The sequence below is a fragment of the Rufibacter psychrotolerans genome (genome assembly GCF_016924645.1).
Classification (GTDB): domain Bacteria; phylum Bacteroidota; class Bacteroidia; order Cytophagales; family Hymenobacteraceae; genus Nibribacter; species Nibribacter psychrotolerans.
The window spans coordinates 398,744-415,938 of the sequence record NZ_JAFFJV010000011.1 but is presented as its reverse complement, the minus strand read 5'-3'; the positions used below and the strand labels follow the sequence as shown (position 1 = coordinate 415,938).

The following is a 17,195-nucleotide window of genomic DNA, read 5'->3' as shown; positions in this document are numbered from 1 at the left end:
TAGGAGCTGTTTCCCGGAAAACGGCCCCAAAACCCAGGCCAGCCGCGCAGGGCGAGGGAGCACATCGGCAGAGCCGCCTGAGCAAAACTTTCGTACCTTTGGGCAGCATTGCTCAGAACCTAACCTTATTCGCATGATAGTAGTCACTGGCGCAGCCGGTTTTATAGCCAGTTGCCTCGTTTCCCGCCTCAATGCCGCTAACTTCAATGACATAGTGGTAGTAGACAACTTTTCTGTGGCCAAGAAGCTGCCCAACATTGAAGGCAAGAAGATAAAGGAGTTTGTAGACCGCCATGACTTTTTCACGTGGCTGGACCAGCACTACGAGGAAGTGGAGTTCATCTTCCACCTGGGGGCCCGCACCGACACTACGGAGACCAACCGCGAGGTGCTCAACCTGCTCAACCTGGACTACTCCAAACAAATGTGGAACGCCTGCTGCGAGTACCAGATTCCGCTGGTGTACGCGTCTTCGGCGGCTACCTATGGCTCGGGCACGCTGGGCTATGACGATGACGAGGCTATTATTTCGCTCCTGCGCCCGCTCAACGCCTACGGCGACTCTAAGAACGAGTTTGACCAATGGGCCCTGGCCCAGACTGCCAAGCCTTTCTTCTGGGTGGGGCTCAAGTTCTTCAACGTGTACGGCCCCAATGAGTACCACAAGGGCCGCATGGCCTCGGTGGTGCTGCACGCGTTCAACTCCATCAAAGAGACCGGCCGGCTCACGCTGTTCCGCTCGCACAACCCCGACTACGAAGATGGCAAGCAGATGCGCGACTTTGTGTATGTGAAAGACGTGGTAGAGGTGTTGTACTGGCTTATGCACCACCGCAAGAACTCGGGTATTTACAACCTGGGCAGCGGGCAGGCGCGCACCTTCCTGGACCTGGCGTTCAACACCTTCACCGCCATGGGCCGCGACATCAACATTGATTTCAAAGACACCCCTGAAGACATCCGGGACAAGTACCAGTACTTTACCCAGGCCAACATGGCCAAGCTGCGCAGCATTGGCTATGACAAACCGTTCCATACCCTGGAAGAAGGCATCACGGACTACGTTCAAAATTACCTCATGTCTGGAAGTTACTATTAAAACACAAGAGCCGGTCTAAGAACCGGCTCTTGTGTTTTAAGCCTTATTTCCTAAAAACTGCTTCCTTTCAGGAATCTAACCTTTTCATAACATCCTCCCCTCAACTCGTAGCGGGCTTACCTTCGTAGTAATACTTAAACTACTGAATTAACCCTTAATCTAGCTTAGCGCCAGAACAACTATGCCTTACTCCGCCGTAGACAACGACATGAGTTCAGAAGACCTTCCTGCATCTGATTCACTGGCCATGCCCAATGATTTGCGCGTAGAGTCCTGGGAAGAACTACAGCGGGAACTCTTCCGTGATTCCTGGGATGACCGGCTCAACCGGTACCGCTCGCCGTACGTGTTCAGGGGCCTCTGGAACAAGCACTACAGCCTTAAAACCAGCCTCATGCGCATTGGCGGTGATTTCGCCAAGCTGGAGCCGCACCTGCTGCGCAACTTCCGCAAATACGCCCGGGGCACCACCCTGGCCGGCGACTCTATCTGGAACTGGCTGGCCGTTGCCCAGCACCACGGTTTGCCCACCCGCCTGCTGGACTGGACCTACTCGCCCTACGTGGCCCTGCACTTTGCCACCGCAGACCTCAACAACTTCCACGCTGACGGGGTGATCTGGTGCGTGAACTACGTGAAATCTACCGAGCATTTACCCGAGCAACTGCAGCACACCATTCGGCAGGAAGGCTCTAACGTGTTCACCCCTGAGGTACTGGAGCCGGTGGTTACCTCTCTCAAGAGCCTGGGCGAGTTCCAGGAAAAGCCCTTTGTGCTGTTTCTGGAGCCGCCGTCACTGGATGAGCGCATTGTGCACCAGTACGCCCTGTTCTCCATGATGTCTACGCCCGACGCCAAGCTCTGCGAGTGGCTCACCGAGCACCCCGAACTCTACTACCGCCTCATTATCCCCTCCAAGCTGAAGTGGGAAATCAGGGACAAACTAGACCAGGCCAACATCACCGAGCGGGTGCTCTTCCCAGGCCTAAGCGGCATCAGCGCCTGGCTCCGGCGGCATTACACTACTACTTAGATAGTCACAAGATGTAAGACACAAGATGCAGGACTTGTGAAACGGAGCCGAGCCGATAAGCCTGTACCTGTTTAAGAGCCGTTTTCCCAAGAACAGGTCTAAAGCAGAAGTTATCTCTCAGGGCCGTATCCTCATTGATGGAGAATCTTACGTCTTGTGTCTTATGTCTTGCGTCTCCCATCTTGCGCCCCTAAAACAGCACCGACACCTGCATTCTTCCGGTGTGGATGGTGCGGATGCCCTGAGGTTTGCGGCCGTCGTAGTCCAGGGTGATGTTGAGGCCGCTGCTGAGGCGTTGCTGCAGGGCCAGGTTCCAGGTGAGGTTGTTGCCGGGCCTGAAGCCGTTCAGCATCTCAAAGGCCACTGGTGAGGTATCTAGCCCGGTGTATTTAATGTTGATGTACTTCACAATGCCGGTAATGGTGCGTTTGCCTACCTGGCTCACCCGCGCCTCGGTGCCCAATTCATGGAACAGCGCCCTTTCCTGCTCGCCCAGCTCGTTTTCTTTGTTCATCCATTGGTAACTGCCGGTAAACCGAACGGTTTGGTTAGGTTGGTATGACAACTCGGGCATGGCTTCCCAGGTCCTGATCAGGAAATTTTTAGTGGTGAGGTAATTAGAGGCGCTTTCCCGTTTAGAGCGCGTTACGTTTAAACGGCTGGAAAACACCTCGGTGAGGTTCACGCGCACCAACACCTGCTGGCTGGCGTTGTTCCTGACATCGGTGCCGTTGGTGAGCAGCGTTTTCTGCAGACCCTGCTGAAACGTCCACTCCACCCCGTACTTGGGGTTGCTGCGGTTAAAGTACAGCGTGTTGCGGTAAGAGCGCATGAGCGAAAGCAGGCTGGAATCTGCAAAACTCAGGCTAAACGGATTGAACCGGCTGCGCAGGTCACTATCGGTGGTGCGCTTTTCCACGGTCACAAACGACAGGGCCGAAAACTTGGCCAGGATCCGCTTCCATTTGGTTTCTGAGTTTTGCCACTCGCGCGGCAGGCTGCTGTTGAGGCGGTACGTAAAGTTGTTGACGTAGGCAATCACGTACTGATCCGTTGGGATGAACAGCTTGATGTAGTTGCGGCGGTACGGCGGATCAGTGGGCTGCGACTCAAAGAACTCGTTCAAATCCTGGCGGCCATCATCATTCAGGTCCTCAAAGAAGTGCGTACCCTGCCCCGGAATGGTCTCCACAAACTGGTACTCGCGCCGTAGTTCCCGGCCGGTGCCAATGGCGTACGTAAGCTCAGAGCGCAGGTGGCGGTTCAGGAAATCGCCCGTCCAGTTTATTTTAGAGAGCACCGATGTCTCGCCCAAGCTATCCCGAGCCTGGATCTTGCGCAGCGTGATGAGAGCGGTGAGCTGGTGGTTTTGCCTGATGACCGTGCTGGTGCTGAAATTGAAAGTGTTGGCCGTCTGTTTATTGCCCAATTCCCCGTTTTCGGGCCTGAAATCCACGCGGCGGCTGTATTCTGCCCGGTACTTGAACGTGGCGGTGTCGCGGCTTTCCACGTAGAACAGGTGATCATCAAAGTAATTGGCCGAGCCCAGCAGGGCCTCGTTCAGCTTAGAGGTAATGCGGTTTTTGTCAAAGCGGTACACATACCCGGGCGTGAAATACTTGGTGCGGTACTGTACGCCCAGCTCGCCGCGCACCCACTCAGAGGTGCTTTCGGGTTGCTCGTTGTTCAGCAAGAACAGGTTACCGCGCAATTCTAAGCCTTTCACCTCTTGCGCCAGCTCCAGGTAATGCTGCGTGCCGTCTACCTCAGAGGGCCGGTACCGGCGGCTAATGCGGTAGTTCATAAAATGGAGTGCGTCTTTCACCCCGCCCACCGAGAAGGTGAAGATATGGTCTTCCAGGCGGGTCTGGCGGGCCGAGGTGGTGTTGGTCACATTGCTCCAGTCGCGGTCAAACTCAATGTCGCGGTAGCGGTCTATGGGCACAAAGTTAGGATCGGTGTATTCATAGGTCATGGCGCTGCGCAGCTTGTAATTGCCCAAGAACTTGACGGTACGGTCACTCAGCTGATAGCCTACCCTTACGGCCTTGCCCTGGTCGTCCTGCGCGTCAAGGTTGGAGTAGCGGTTGAGGTCATTCTTAGAGCCGGCCACCTCCAGGAAAACGCTGGATTTCTCGTCAATGGTCCAGATTCCGCCCAGGGTCATCATCTGTTTCTGCATGGGCGTGGGCAAGATGCGCACCGGCTCATACCGGCCCTGCGGCACCCCGTTCACCGGTTCCACCCACTGAAAAACCCGGCCGTTTACGGTGTTGTTCTGCAGCACGTAGTTTCCGCCGGTGGCCATCTCAGTGAAGCTCACCGCGTAGTAGGCCTGGGTAGAATCGGTGGAATACTGGTAGATGCTGTACGTGCCGCTGGCCGTGACGGTGTCTTTTTTGAGGTACAGCACCTGGTTGCGGTCAAACCGTACGGAGTCCTGACTGGGCACCACGGCCAGATCCTGCCGGTCGCCGATCTGCGAGAGCAGGCGTTTCTCATCGGTGCTCAGGTTGAGCGTGAGCGGGTTGTTGGGGTTATCGGCCTCGTTGTAAAAGTTGCCGTACACGTTGAACTTGCCCATCTTCTGATAGTGGCTGGCGTGCACCACACTGCGGGTGTAGTTCAGGTCTGAATATTCAAAATCAACGCGAATACGGGAGTTACGGGTGATGATCCACTTGGGCGTGAAGGTGATCTCAGCCTGGTTGTAGTCAATGACATAATCGTAGTCAAAGCCGCGGGTGAGCAATTTCCCGTCTAAGTACACGCGCTCTGAGTTGGCCAGCACAATGATGAAGCGCTCGCCGTTGGGCCCTCGCAGCCGGTACGGCCCCTGCACGCTCTCCAGGGGCGTGATAAACTCTGAGGCGAATTTCCCCTTGGCCACCGAGGCCGCTACCGTGGTGGCACTTTCCCAGCCTGGTTTGCCTCGGTTCACCTCCAGGGCTCCCCCCTGCACGTTTTTGTAGAACTTAAGGAAGTGCGAGGCAGGCCGGTTCCGCAGGACCACGTCGCCGCCTGTCAAGGTCCAGAGGCGGTGCTGCAGCGTGATGAACACGCGGTCAAACTCCTGCAACTGCTGCGTGTTGCCCTCGGGCTGAAACGGAATGTTCTGGTCGGTGATGGAGGCGGTAATGCTGATCTCGTCCGTCAGCTTGCCTTCTAACTGCAGGTTCAATGCCGAGTTTACGAACACGTTCTGGGTATTCCCCACCGAAACACCCCGGGAGATACTACCGGTTTTGTTGAGGCCCGGCGTCTTGAACAGTTCCTCGCGGGCAGCGGGCGGGTTGAGCACGTACGAACGTTCAAAGGAAGTAGAGTCCCAGGTGCGGATGTCGCGCTTGAAACGGGGCGCGGCCACGTTGAGCGGCAGCACGCGGTAACACACCAGCACCGAGTCTGTTTTAGGCACATTTCCGGGAAAACGAGCGGAAAACAGGCCGGAGCTGTCGCGGGCAATGGAATCTGGGCGCAATGCCGGAGAAGTTGCTGGCGGCGTTACCCCGATGAACTGGAACAGGTTGCGCACCGGGTCATAGTGGAAACTCAGTGGGCTCCGGAGCTGCCGCCGGTCCAGGATTTCAATGGTGTTTTCGGCAACGGTGAGTGAATCTAGCCGGAAGGCACCGGACTGCAGCTTCACCCACTTGCACCGACGGTTAGACAAGTCCTGCGCCTGGGAAAGACTTGCCCACAAAGACGCGATAACAAGGAAACATATGACGCCCCAGCGCCTCATGGCTGCACCACGGGCAATTTCAGGAAGAACGTAGTGCCCACGTTTTCCTGCGTCTCAAACCATATAGAACCGCCTATTGCCTCCACTCCTTTCTTCACTACCGCTAAGCCTATGCCTGAACCAGAATACTTGGTGCTAAAGTTCGGGATAAAAATCTTTGGTTGCACCTCGGCCGGAATGCCGGAGCCGTTGTCCTGCACCTGCACCAGGGCCCACTGCGGGCTCACCAACTGCAACCGCACCTTGATCTCGGGCGTGCGGGACGAGGGCACCGCCTGCAGCGCGTTTAACAACAGGTTGTTGAAGATCCTGATCAACTGGTTTTCATCGGCGCTCACGTGCACCGGCTCCCCGGGCAACTCCACCTCTACGCGGTGTTGTTGCGGGTTCAGGTGCAAATCGGCAGAGCGGCGAATGAGGCTGTTCAACTCCAGAATCTCTAGTTTCAGATCGGGCATGGCCGTGAAACTGGAAAACGAGGTGGCGATGTCGCTTAGTACATCTATCTGGGTGATCATGGTGTTGGAGATCTTCTCAATGAGGTCCTGCAAGTTGCCCCGGCCTTCCTGCATGGCTTTGCGCAGGTACTGCAACGAGAGCTTCATGGGCGTAAGCGGGTTCTTGATTTCATGCGCCACCTGCCGGGCCATCTCCTTCCAGGCGGCTTCTTTTTCCTTGAGGGCCAGTTCCTGCTTGCTTTCTTCCAGCTTCTGCAGCATCTGGTTGTATTCATGCACCAGCAGGCCAATCTCGTCGCGGGACTGGTACACCAGTTTTTCGTTGCTGCCCGTGAGGGAAGTTTTCTTCAGGCGTTCGGTCAGCAGTTGCAGAGGCACGGTAAGGGCGCGGGTGGCCGCGTAACTCATGAGCACGAACAACAGAAACAACACCGTGAAGATGTTGAGGATGGTGGTGATGAGCTGAATCAGTTTGGTGTTGAGCTCCTTCTCCGAGTCAAAGAACGGAATGGCCAGGAACCCGCGCGGGCTTTCGGTGAGGTTTTCGCGCAGAGGCACGTAAATGGTGCTGTACGGCAGGGAGCCGGCTTTCTCTTCCAGCAAGATCCGGTTCAGGCCCTGCTCCTTCAGCACGCTATACGCCTGCGGATTTAACCGGGTAGACAGCACGCCAGCCTCAAACAAGGTAGGCTGGCTAGACAGCCGGAGCTCTCCGTTGGCGTTGTAGATGTTGAGCTCGGCCTGGGCCACCATGGCCAGGCGGTTGATGCGGCGGGTGAGCGAATCGGGGCGGCCTTTGAAAAGGTTGGGCCCCCAGTTGCTGGTCAGGATGCTCTGCCGGATAAAATCGCCCTGCTCAGTGTAGCTCCGCACCAGGTCTTGCCGGTACGAGTTGGTCACCAGACTCCCGATGGTAAGGCTCACCAGCACCAGGGGCACCAGCACCCCCAGGTTGAGGAACAGCTGAATCTTGGTACTGAACGTGGTGGCAATGGCCTCAATCAGTTCGCCGCGCGAGACCATCACCAGCACCAGCAAAGAGAACAGCGAGAAAGAGTGCAGCAAAAACAGGAAAGAAAAGTTAGACAGCCAGGAACGCGCGCCATACGCTGGCGTGCTCACCAGGGCCACGGTTCCGTTGGTGGCTTTGGCCCCCAGGTGGTGGTAATTGGCCAGGGAAATGCCCTGCGTGTACAGCATGGGGTTGTTGAGCAGGTTGGGTGGGAACTGCTGGCTGTACTCAAAGTAGCCCTCGGTCTTCAGCCAACGGTTTTCTTTCCAGAGCGCGTAACTGCTGGACGGGATGGTGACCTGCGAGCCTTTCCGTTCTACCAGCAGTTCTGGCAACACACTATTAGGGGCCGTGATTTTGGGACTTACCTCCAGCACCACCGTGGCCCACTGGTCAAAGCCCAGCGGCACGTTGACTTCCTGCAGGTACGTGAACCGGCCCGGGTCGGTCTCTGAGCCTACTAAGAGTTGCCCCCGCTGGTTAGTGCTCTTCGCCTTGGGGGTCCACACTTGGGCGTAGGCTTCCAGGGTTTGCACACTGTCATGGTAGGTGAAACTTTCGCCGTTCACGTCAAAGAAGCGCACCACCACGGCATAGTTCTGGGTGATGTTGCGCAGGTGGTGCCTCCTGATCTTCTGCTCCACCAGGTTGAGGTTTACCCACGGCGAGCTGAGTACGTGCTGCACCAGCAGATCCTGACTGATGTCCTGAGCCGCCTGGGCCAGCAGGTACTCGGTCAGATCATCGCGGTTCTTGAGCAACTGGGCGGCCACCCGCTGCTTGTCGGCCCGCAGTTGCACGGCGTAAATGTCGTACAGGGCGGAGGCTCCCAGACTGGCGCTCAGGATATTCACCAGGAAAATGCTGGCGTATACACTGGCCCGCTGCTGTTGCCTGCGGTGCAGCTGCTCCCACCCCACCACGGCTGCCCCGGCGAACAAGACAATCCAGTTGCCGCTGGGGGCATCGCGCCAGAAGGCCCAGCCCAGCGCCATCACCAGCACCGTGATCCAGGCGTAGGCGAACGTGAGTTTGCCGTGGGCGGTGAAAGGCAGCCACTTCAGCAGCAGGCGCAGAATCCAGCTCAGCGACAAGGTATGCAGCACCATTACCAGGTAGAGCAACAGCTTATCTGGCCCGAGCTGGATGTTCTGGGTAATGTCCAGCACCGGCTGCGAATTGATGAAAAGACTGCGGTAAGTCTCGTACCAACTGATGATAAGCACCGTGATGGTGATGCCCAGCACCACGCAACTCCACAGCTGTTTCTGGGCCGATTTCTGGAAAATGGCCGAAAAAGGCACGCCCCGGGCAAACCTAAACACCAAGAGCGACAGAACCACCAGGCAGAGCTCGTTAAGCAGCAAATCGCCCAAGGACGGTGACCACCAGGCCGAGGCGTAGACCCTGGGGCTGAACCACTCTAATTCCTGCACATTGTTGGGAAATTGACTCAAAAGCATGATCAGGCGCAACAAGATCACGCCCACCAGCACCACCCACACAGCCGCCACCCGCTTGCCGGCAGCTTTCAACCGGAAATGCAAAGACCCCAGGAACAGCACCGCGGCCACAATGGCCAGCAGGTAGAGCCCAAAAGTAAATTTTCCGGCGTACAACCATTGCCCCGGCTCCAACACCCGCAACGAGAACAGGTACGTGCCCCGCTTGTCCAGGATGGGAATGGCCCCAGCGCCAGGCTCGGCCTGAAGAACGGCGGCATGGTCTTCAAAGATCTCCGGGTTAAGGCCGCTGCGCAGGTACGCGTTGCTGATGCCGTACCGGGTTTCCAGCGGAATCACCGCCAACACGGTGTATTCTGGGCGGGGCTGATGGCGCAACACCAGAAACCGCCCAAACCGGTTTTCTACCAACTGCAACCGTTTGGTGATAAAGCGGGGATCTAAGTCGGGACGGAGGGAGTGCTCAGACCAGAACAGGAGTTTGTTGCGCTGGAACAGGTAAACCGGCGTTTGCGTTTTGGGGAGGTTTTTAGAGAAAAAGGCAGAATCTGGGGGCAGGCTGCGCGCCACTTGCCGCACCGCCTTTTCGGCCTCCTGAATCTTAACGTCCAGGCGCTCCAGCACTTCCTGGGCCATCTGCTGCTCGGGAGCTTCCAGCAGATCGCGCTCCACACTCACCTGCACAAAGGCAGCAAAGCCCGCCAACAGCAGCGCGGCCAACAGGAAAAGAAAAGGAATCGTGTATCTAGATCTCAAACCGACAGTCTGTCAATGGTTAGCCCTACTACGGGCAACCAACCCTAAGTAAGCAGAAAAAGAGGAATAATCTGCTTTTACGTTTTAGATAAGTTTAGCAGAAAACATGCCCAAAACGGGTAAAAGGCAGGGGATTGCCCCAAATACAAAAAGCCACAAAGCGGGGCTTTATGGCTTTTTGTATTTGGGGTCAAAAGAAACACTCCCAAAAAAGTAAAGCATCATGACCCGGGCGTACCGGAACAACAGCGGCGTAAGGAGCAGCACGGTAGAAGCCACCGTTACCAGGTACACCCACGTGGGCGGGTCGCCGGCCAGAAAGTACAACGCAATGCCCACCAGGAACACCACCCCTACCGACAGTCCGTAACTCATGTACATGGCCCCCCAGTAAAAGCCCAGCTCCACCTCGTACCTGAACCCGCACACCGGGCAATGTTCAGGCATCTGGTCAAATTTGCTTAGGTGCAGGGCAGAATGGGTAAACATGGGGCCTTGGTGGCAACGCGGGCACCGCAACTGCAGAGCGGCCCTGAGATGGTCCCAGCCCCCCACTACTTCCGTTTGCTGTATCTGTACCAGAAAAAGCCAATGCCTCCTGCCAGCAGGTACGGAACCGCCATGAGATACAAAATGCCTTTGTTCAGGCCATTGGCAATGCTGTCACCGTCCTCGTTGTTGGAAGACTCCACCGAGGCGGTACACATGGCGCACTGGGCCTGGCTAACGCCGGGCTGTACCCACAACAACAGGATCAACAGCAGCCCCCCTAGCCAAAATTTATAGTTCTTCTTCATTGTATTAGCCGTTTCACTCTACTTAAAGAAACACCGCTGCCGCCTGAAAGTTTCAGGCGTAATACGGTGAGATCATGAGGTATACCACCACCCCGGTCACTGCCACGTACAGCCACAGCGGGAACGTCCAGCGCGAAACTTTACGGTGCCGCACAAACTGCCGGGAGATGGCAAAGTACATGGAAAGTAGTACCAATGGAACGATGGCCGCCGCCAGAATGATATGGGTGAGGAGCACGAAATAGTAGATTGCCTTGATGGTTCCCTCGCCCCCAAAGGTGGTAGGGGCCGCCTGGTAGTGGTACGTAACGTACGAGATCAGGAAAAAGGAAGAAAGCACAAAGGCCGTGACCATGGCAAACCGGTGCAGCCGACGGTTCTGCCGTTTTATGTGGTAATACCCCACCACCAGGGCAACGGCCGTGAGCGAGTTAAGCACCGCGTGCAGCTTGGGCAGGAAAGATACGTCCAGGTCGCCCAGTTTGCCGGTCTGTGGCATGAACAAGAGCAAGGCCACCACCAACGGAACCACTATGGAAAGGATGGCAATTAAGATAAGGTAACGGGTATCATTGGCGTTACCAATGGGTTTATTTTCCATTTGCAAGGTTGTACTCAGAAAGGAGTACGTTTATTTCGGTGATCAATCGGTCAACCTCCGTAGCATCGGTGCCGTCGTAGATTCCGCGCACCTGCTTCTCTTTGTCTACCAGCACCAGGCGCTTGCTCAGCACTTCGGCCGGAATATCAGGTAAAGCACTGGCGGGGGAAGTAAGCAGATAGCCTTGTTGGGCAAGTTTCAGAATTTCAGGCTCGGGTCCGGTAAGAAAGGTCCATTTGGCAGGATTGGCTCTGAAACTTTCGGCGTAGCGTTTCAAGACGGCCACGCTGTCCTGGTGGGGGCGCAGGGTGTACGAGACCAGGTGCACCTCAGGCTTGAGCCTAAACGCATCCTGCACCCGGGCCAGCTGGGTGCTCATTTGGTTGCAGATGCTGGGGCAAGTAGTATGAAAGAAATTGGCGACGTAGATTTTGCCTTCCAGGTCTTTCTGGGAAAAGGTGGCGCCGGTCTGGGAGGTAAGCTGAAAGTCGGGGACTTTGTGGTAAAGGGTGTCATACCGCCACTGCCCTTCCACCAACGTTGAATCTACAGTAGCCGGAAAATAAGTTCGGAGTGAAAATCTATTCACTCCGAACAATTTAAGGAATAAAAACGCTAGTACGGGTACCAAGAGTAGAGTACCCAGTACCAGAGCTTTTTTTGGACTCATTATTGGAAATAGTTGAAAACAGACTCTCCGTAGAAAGTACCTTCTACCAGCAGGGCTACCAGCAACCAAACCAGCAATACCGTAGGAATGAGGACCGCCCAGATCAAGCCTTTGGTCTCGTGCTTCAAGTGCATGAACTCCGCTACGATGTAGAAAGCCTTGAACAGTGTAAGGCCAATGAAGATGGCGTTCCGCAGGGTACCAGCGTCCATCATGAACGCAAACGCGAACTCAATAGCGGTAAGCCCGCAAAGGATAAAGAAGGTCTTCCAGATTACTTTGGTCTGCGGCTTAGCAAGGGGAGCCGTTTCGTCAAACTCGTTTGTATGATGTGCGTGAGATGCCATAGCAGTTATAAATTTTCAAGCCTAACAATTACACCAGATAGAAGAAGGTAAACACAAATACCCACACTAAGTCTACAAAGTGCCAGTACAAACCTACTTTCTCCACCATTTCATAGTGTCCTCTTCTATGGTATACCCCGTTTACGGTGTTAATGAAGATCATGATCAACAACACCACCCCACTGAATACGTGTGTACCGTGGAAACCGGTGATGAAGAAGAACAAGTCAGCGAACAAGGGTGGTCCGTATTGGTTAACGAGAAGGTTAGCTCCATGGATCACGCTGCCGTCGGCCAGTTTCATGCCTTCCTCAGTACCGGCAATAAAGTGGGTCCACTCCCAAGCCTGGCAGCCCAGGAACATAGAACCAAACAAGATTGTCCACAACAACCATTTCTGAACATCATTCTTATCCATGCGGTGGCCGGCCTCAACCGCCAATACCATGGTCACGGAAGAAAGAATGAGGATCATGGTCATCAATGCCACAAAGGCCAGCGGCCAGTCTACCCCATGGAACCCAGGGAAGGCATTGAAAACTTTTTCAGGAATAGGCCACCACTCGGTAGAGAAAGTAAACGCTTCTGGCGTACCCTCATACGCTTTGTGCCGGTGACGGGCCAATCCGTACGTTGTTAAGAAAGCAGCAAAGGTGAAAGCATCTGACAAGAGGAAAAACCACATCATCAGTTTGCCATAACTGGCCTTAAACGGCTCGTTCCCTCCATCCCAGGTGCCGGTATTAGGCTGCTCAAAGGTTGTTGTTTGCGACATATGTGTTACAGAATTATTAATGGTTCAAAACTAGGAATACGTATAAGTAAATCCAAAGCGCCCCTAAGAAGTGCCAGTAGATTGTGCACAGCTCAATACGGGTCAGGTTTCTGGAATGTACTCTGTACTTAAGCGCCGAAATTACTACAATAATTAGAAAAATTAACCCGGTAATGAGGTGAAATGCGTGTACGCCGGTTAATACGTACAGGAAAGAGCCGGAAGGGTTGGCGGTGCTGCCCCCAAAGAACACATTGTTGCGCACCAGTTCCCCCCAGCCCGACCACTGCCCTATCAGGAAAGCCACTCCGGCTACAATGGTGAGCCCCAGGGCCACCTTCAGGTTCTTGATGTTGTCTGCCTTGGCAGAAACGTACGCCCACTGCATGAACACACTGCTCAGCACCAGCACAACGGTGTTGATCAGGAGTACCGAGGGCAGGTCAAATTCCAGCCAGTTACCTTCTTCCCGGCGCACAATGTAGGCACTGGTAAAGGCCGCGAACATCATGATGATGCTCACAATCAAAAGCCAGAGCATAAACTTAAGGGGGTTTACCCGCCGTTGCTCTGCCTGTATTTCTGAATTCATGATCATAACTATATCCTTAAAGTCTGTCTACCACAAACGCTATCTGCACAATAGGCAAGTACAAAAATGAACCAAACATGATGTTCATGGCTGCCCGTTTAGAGCAGGTATGCATAAGATAGAAAGTCTGCATTAAAAATAAAACACCACACACCACGGCAATAAAGGCCGAGGTTTTCCCTGCCATTCCAAACTGCATGGGCAGCAAGCCCAACGGAATCAGCAGTAACGTATAGATCATAATCTGGATGGCGGTCTTCAGGTTCTTGCCGCCTCCCATGGGCAGCATCTTGAAACCGGCTTTCTTGTAATCATCATCCAGGACCCAGGCAATGGCCCAGAAATGCGGAAACTGCCAGATAAACTGAATTCCAAAGAGGATCCAGGCTTCAACCCCCAGGTAACCGGTACCAGCCACCCACCCAATAAGGGGAGGCAAGGCACCCGGTATGGCTCCAATCAGCACACAGATGGGCGTAAGCCGTTTCATGGGCGTGTAGAAGAAGCCGTACAGGAGTAAAGACAGGAAAGAAAGCGCCGCCGCAAGCCAGTTGAAATAAAACCCCAGGAGGCTTACCCCGGCCAGGCACAGCAGGATGCAGAAAACAGTGGCTTCCTTTACCGTGAGCACGCCTGAGGGCAGCGGACGTTTGGCGGTTCTCTTCATCATCTTATCCAAATCTATTTCAAGAATCTGGTTGATGATGTTGGCAGAACCGGTAACTAAAAGTCCGCCAAGCACCACTATGGAAGTATTCACCCAGGTAGCATCTGGTCTCCCTAGCAGAAAACCAATGGCACTGGAGAAAGCTACCGTGGCAGAAAGCCTGAACTTAAGAAGTTGAAAATAAGCGGATGCTTTACTCATGGCCGATGATGTCTGGGCACTGGATGTTACGTCTTGTACGTACATAAACGTGATTATGCCACCAATTCGGGGGTAAGTTGACTAGGTTTCTGAGCGTAATAGTAAGTAATCAGCAGTAAGAACTGCACTCCAAACAATAAGGTACCCAATAATAAATGGAGCGGTTGAGCAAAGGCCGGAAGCGCAAAATAGGAAAGAATAATCCCTAACAGGATCTCGGCCCCAATCACAAACAACATGGCCAGGGCCATGCCACTCAGTTTGGGGTTGCGGGTTTTCCTTACCAGCGCAAACAACCAGACATTTAGAAGAACTACCGCAATGGAAAGCGACCGGTGTACGTAGAAGGAAGAACCCAGCTGGGCGATCCAACTCTCACGTCCCTGGTTGTTTAAGTTAGAGGCAATGATGTCTACCTGCTCCCGCACCTGCGTGCCAATGATCACCTGAAAGAACGTTAACAGAAGGGCTATCACCAGCAAAGGGCTCAACCAAGAGACCTTGTTGGCAAGCGTGGCAAAAAGCGCATGCCGCTCTACCCTTACGGCTATGTAAATCAGGAAAGCCAGAAGCACCAGGGCCAGGGCCATGTGCAGGGTCACCATTTCCGGTAACAGGTTAGTGGAAACCACCAACGATCCCAACCACCCCTGAAACACCACCACCAGGAACGAGATCACTGCCCCCCAGAATACTTTAGGGTCCGTTTTGAAAAAAGGCACCGAAAACAGAACCGTAAAAAAGATGAAAATCCCAATCACCACGCCCACCAACCGGTTCACATACTCAATCCAGGTCTTGGTGGCATTGAATTCCGTTTCAATGTACTGCGATGGATGGGCAAATATTTCCTGGGCTACTTTGGTGAAACCAAGGCGCTCCAACACCTTCCCTACCCGCTCGTTCTTCTGGATACGTTGTTCTTTGTAGACCTCCAGGTAATCTGATGGCAACTGCTCTAAACTAGTGGGGGGGACCCACGATCCGAAGCACTTCGGCCAGTCTGGACATCCCATTCCGGAACCCGTGCTACGAACGATCCCCCCTACTAAGATTAAAAAATATACAGCAGCAATGGTAAGTACCGCTACTCTTCTAAACCTTTTAGTACTAAAAGATTTATCTCTCATTCGTTATTCAAAATCTCGCTCGTGCGGCAGGTTGGAAGACTGCGTCTGAGAGTAAGGTACGTTCTGAGGAATAAAGTCTTGCGGTGCACCAGGCTTGCTATAGTCATAAGGCCATCTGTACACTACCGGAAGCGCACCTGGCCAGTTGCCGTGGCCGGGGTTCACTGGGGTAGTCCACTCCAGGGTGTTAGACTTCCAAGGGTTCTCCGTAGCTCTTCTACCTCTGAAGATGCTGTAAATAAAGTTGAAGATGAACACAAACTGCGCCACGAATACGAAGATAGCCGCAATGGTGATGAAGCTGTTCATATCCAGGAACTTGTTGAACGTGTCAAAACCTGTCCAGGTGTAGTATCTTCTTGGGAAACCGGCAATACCCAGGTAATGCATCGGCATGAAGATCAGGTACGCGCAGATGAAGGTGATCCAGAAGTGGATGTATCCTAATTTCTCATCCAGCATGCGGCCGAACATCTTAGGGAACCAGTGGTAAATACCCGCAAACATCCCGAAGAAAGCGGCGCTACCCATTACCAAGTGGAAGTGAGCCACCACAAAGTAGGTATCGTGCAACTGAATGTCCAACGCAGAGTTACCCAAGATGATACCGGTTACCCCACCAGAAATAAACAAGGACACGAAGGCAACGGAGAACAACATGGCCGTAGTGAAGTTGATGTTACCTCTCCACAGCGTGGCAATCCAGTTAAATACTTTCACCGCAGATGGTACCGCAATGATCAGGGTCAGGAACATGAACACAGAACCTAAGAACGGGTTCATCCCGGACACGAACATGTGGTGCGCCCATACAATGAAGGACAGCAACGAGATACCCAGCATAGAACCAATCATGGCACGATAGCCAAAGATTGGTTTGCGTGAATTGGTAGCGATGATCTCAGATACAATACCAAAGGTTGGCAGGATCACGATGTACACCTCTGGGTGACCCAGGAACCAGAACAAGTGCTGGAACAGAACCGGGCTACCACCAGTGTGGGTAAGGGCCTCACCCGCTACGTAGATATCAGACAAGAAGAAGCTGGTACCAAATGAACGGTCAAAGATGAGGAGTAACGCAGCAGAGAACAGAACCGGGAAGGCCAGCAAACCAAGCACGGCAGTCAGGAAGAAAGCCCAGATGGTCAACGGCAGCTTAGACATGGACATGCCTCTGGTACGCAGGTTAATTACCGTGGTAATGTAGTTCACCCCACCCAACAACTGGGATACAATGAACAGGGCCATACTGATCAACCACATGGTCATACCAGCACCTGAACCAGAGATTGCCTGCGGCAGGGCACTCAGCGGTGGATAAACCGTCCAGCCACCTGCGGCGGGTCCTGTTTCCAGGAAGAGGGAGTAGAACATGATCACGCTGGCCAGGAAGAAGAACCAGAAAGAAAGCATGTTCATAAAGCCAGAGGCCATATCACGGGCACCAATCTGCAGTGGAATCAGGAAGTTACTGAAGGTACCGCTCAGACCCGCCGTGAGCACGAAAAATACCATGATGGTTCCGTGCATGGTTACCAGGGCCAGGTAGAACTCAGGGTTCAGTTTGCCCCCGTCAACCCACTTGCCCAGGATTGGCTCCAGGAAAGTGAAGGTCGCCTCAGGAAACCCTAACTGAAAGCGGAATAAGCTGGAGAGTGTTCCCCCGATGATAGCCCAGAAGATACCGGCAAACAGGAACTGCTTACCAATTACTTTGTGGTCCTGGCTAAAGATGTACTTTTCAATAAAACTCTGATCATGATCATCATGGTGATCATCGTGACCCAAGTGTACATCTTCATGTAGTGAAATATCCGTACTAGACATACAATACTGTTAAAAGATT

At 53.9% G+C, this 17,195-nt stretch carries 14 protein-coding genes; 2 read left to right on the top strand and 12 right to left on the bottom strand.

All coding sequences use genetic code 11. From position 1 onward, the window contains the following. Positions 1-133 precede the first annotated feature (133 nt). Positions 134-1,099, top strand: coding sequence for an ADP-glyceromanno-heptose 6-epimerase (gene rfaD / locus JT718_RS12585; protein ID WP_205503044.1), 966 nt, complete (start codon positions 134-136; stop codon positions 1,097-1,099). Between the two features lie 181 nt (positions 1,100-1,280). After that, positions 1,281-2,132, top strand: a complete 852-nt coding sequence (locus JT718_RS12580; protein WP_240337065.1) for an FRG domain-containing protein — start codon at positions 1,281-1,283, stop codon at positions 2,130-2,132. A gap of 190 nt (positions 2,133-2,322) precedes the next feature. Here JT718_RS12580 and JT718_RS12575 read toward each other — a convergent pair whose 3' ends face one another. The 12 genes from JT718_RS12575 to JT718_RS12520 all read right to left on the bottom strand — a co-directional run bounded on the left by JT718_RS12575 (position 2,323) and on the right by JT718_RS12520 (position 17,176). Then, on the bottom strand, positions 2,323-5,835 hold the full coding sequence (locus tag JT718_RS12575; protein ID WP_205503043.1) for a DUF8818 domain-containing protein: 3,513 nt from the start codon (positions 5,833-5,835) through the stop codon (positions 2,323-2,325). A 38-nt stretch (positions 5,836-5,873) separates the two neighbouring features. Next, on the bottom strand, positions 5,874-9,566 hold the full coding sequence (locus JT718_RS12570; RefSeq protein ID WP_205503042.1) for a sensor histidine kinase: 3,693 nt from the start codon (positions 9,564-9,566) through the stop codon (positions 5,874-5,876). 168 nt (positions 9,567-9,734) lie between these two features. Beyond that, a complete protein-coding gene (locus JT718_RS12565; RefSeq protein WP_240337064.1) occupies positions 9,735-10,055 on the bottom strand; it encodes a DUF983 domain-containing protein in 321 nt (106 codons plus the stop codon). A 65-nt stretch (positions 10,056-10,120) separates the two neighbouring features. Then, complete coding sequence (locus JT718_RS12560) at positions 10,121-10,363, bottom strand: CAMCR motif-containing small membrane protein (protein WP_205503041.1); 243 nt, start codon at positions 10,361-10,363, stop codon at positions 10,121-10,123. Between the two features lie 52 nt (positions 10,364-10,415). Further along, positions 10,416-10,964 carry a DUF420 domain-containing protein gene (locus tag JT718_RS12555; RefSeq protein ID WP_205503040.1) on the bottom strand — a complete coding sequence of 183 codons (549 nt, stop codon included), beginning with the start codon at positions 10,962-10,964 and terminating at the stop codon, positions 10,416-10,418. Continuing rightward, a complete protein-coding gene (locus JT718_RS12550; protein ID WP_317195506.1) occupies positions 10,954-11,553 on the bottom strand; it encodes an SCO family protein in 600 nt (199 codons plus the stop codon). Before JT718_RS12550 ends, JT718_RS12555 begins: the two co-directional genes overlap by 11 nt. Before the next feature lie 80 nt (positions 11,554-11,633). Then, the gene (locus JT718_RS12545; protein WP_205503038.1) at positions 11,634-11,981 is read right to left on the bottom strand and encodes a cytochrome C oxidase subunit IV family protein; all 348 of its coding nucleotides are present in this window, start codon (positions 11,979-11,981) and stop codon (positions 11,634-11,636) included. Between the two features lie 28 nt (positions 11,982-12,009). Further along, entirely contained in the window at positions 12,010-12,756 is a 747-nt protein-coding gene (locus tag JT718_RS12540; RefSeq protein WP_205503037.1) for a cytochrome c oxidase subunit 3, read from the bottom strand. A 16-nt stretch (positions 12,757-12,772) separates the two neighbouring features. Next, positions 12,773-13,348, bottom strand: a complete 576-nt coding sequence (locus tag JT718_RS12535) for a cytochrome c oxidase subunit 3 (RefSeq protein WP_240337063.1) — start codon at positions 13,346-13,348, stop codon at positions 12,773-12,775. A gap of 16 nt (positions 13,349-13,364) precedes the next feature. Further along, positions 13,365-14,216 carry a heme o synthase gene (cyoE, locus tag JT718_RS12530; protein ID WP_205503035.1) on the bottom strand — a complete coding sequence of 284 codons (852 nt, stop codon included), beginning with the start codon at positions 14,214-14,216 and terminating at the stop codon, positions 13,365-13,367. Positions 14,217-14,269: 53 nt separating this feature from the next. Next, positions 14,270-15,346 carry a COX15/CtaA family protein gene (locus JT718_RS12525; RefSeq protein WP_205503034.1) on the bottom strand — a complete coding sequence of 359 codons (1,077 nt, stop codon included), beginning with the start codon at positions 15,344-15,346 and terminating at the stop codon, positions 14,270-14,272. Between the two features lie 3 nt (positions 15,347-15,349). Beyond that, a complete protein-coding gene (locus JT718_RS12520; RefSeq protein WP_205503033.1) occupies positions 15,350-17,176 on the bottom strand; it encodes a cytochrome c oxidase subunit I in 1,827 nt (608 codons plus the stop codon). Positions 17,177-17,195 lie beyond the last annotated feature (19 nt).

What these genes read in the sequence shown, in the direction of transcription:
- rfaD (WP_205503044.1), top strand. Translation starts at nt 134, where the DNA reads ATGATAGTAGTCACTGGCGCAGCCGGTTTTATAGCCAGTTGCCTCGTT.
- JT718_RS12580 (WP_240337065.1), top strand. Translation starts at nt 1,281, where the DNA reads ATGCCTTACTCCGCCGTAGACAACGACATGAGTTCAGAAGACCTTCCT.
- JT718_RS12565 (WP_240337064.1), bottom strand. Translation starts at nt 10,055, where the DNA reads ATGTTTACCCATTCTGCCCTGCACCTAAGCAAATTTGACCAGATGCCT.
- JT718_RS12560 (WP_205503041.1), bottom strand. Translation starts at nt 10,363, where the DNA reads ATGAAGAAGAACTATAAATTTTGGCTAGGGGGGCTGCTGTTGATCCTG.
- JT718_RS12555 (WP_205503040.1), bottom strand. Translation starts at nt 10,964, where the DNA reads ATGGAAAATAAACCCATTGGTAACGCCAATGATACCCGTTACCTTATC.
- JT718_RS12545 (WP_205503038.1), bottom strand. Translation starts at nt 11,981, where the DNA reads ATGGCATCTCACGCACATCATACAAACGAGTTTGACGAAACGGCTCCC.
- JT718_RS12540 (WP_205503037.1), bottom strand. Translation starts at nt 12,756, where the DNA reads ATGTCGCAAACAACAACCTTTGAGCAGCCTAATACCGGCACCTGGGAT.
- JT718_RS12535 (WP_240337063.1), bottom strand. Translation starts at nt 13,348, where the DNA reads ATGAATTCAGAAATACAGGCAGAGCAACGGCGGGTAAACCCCCTTAAG.
- cyoE (WP_205503035.1), bottom strand. Translation starts at nt 14,216, where the DNA reads ATGAGTAAAGCATCCGCTTATTTTCAACTTCTTAAGTTCAGGCTTTCT.
- JT718_RS12525 (WP_205503034.1), bottom strand. Translation starts at nt 15,346, where the DNA reads ATGAGAGATAAATCTTTTAGTACTAAAAGGTTTAGAAGAGTAGCGGTA.
- JT718_RS12520 (WP_205503033.1), bottom strand. Translation starts at nt 17,176, where the DNA reads ATGTCTAGTACGGATATTTCACTACATGAAGATGTACACTTGGGTCAC.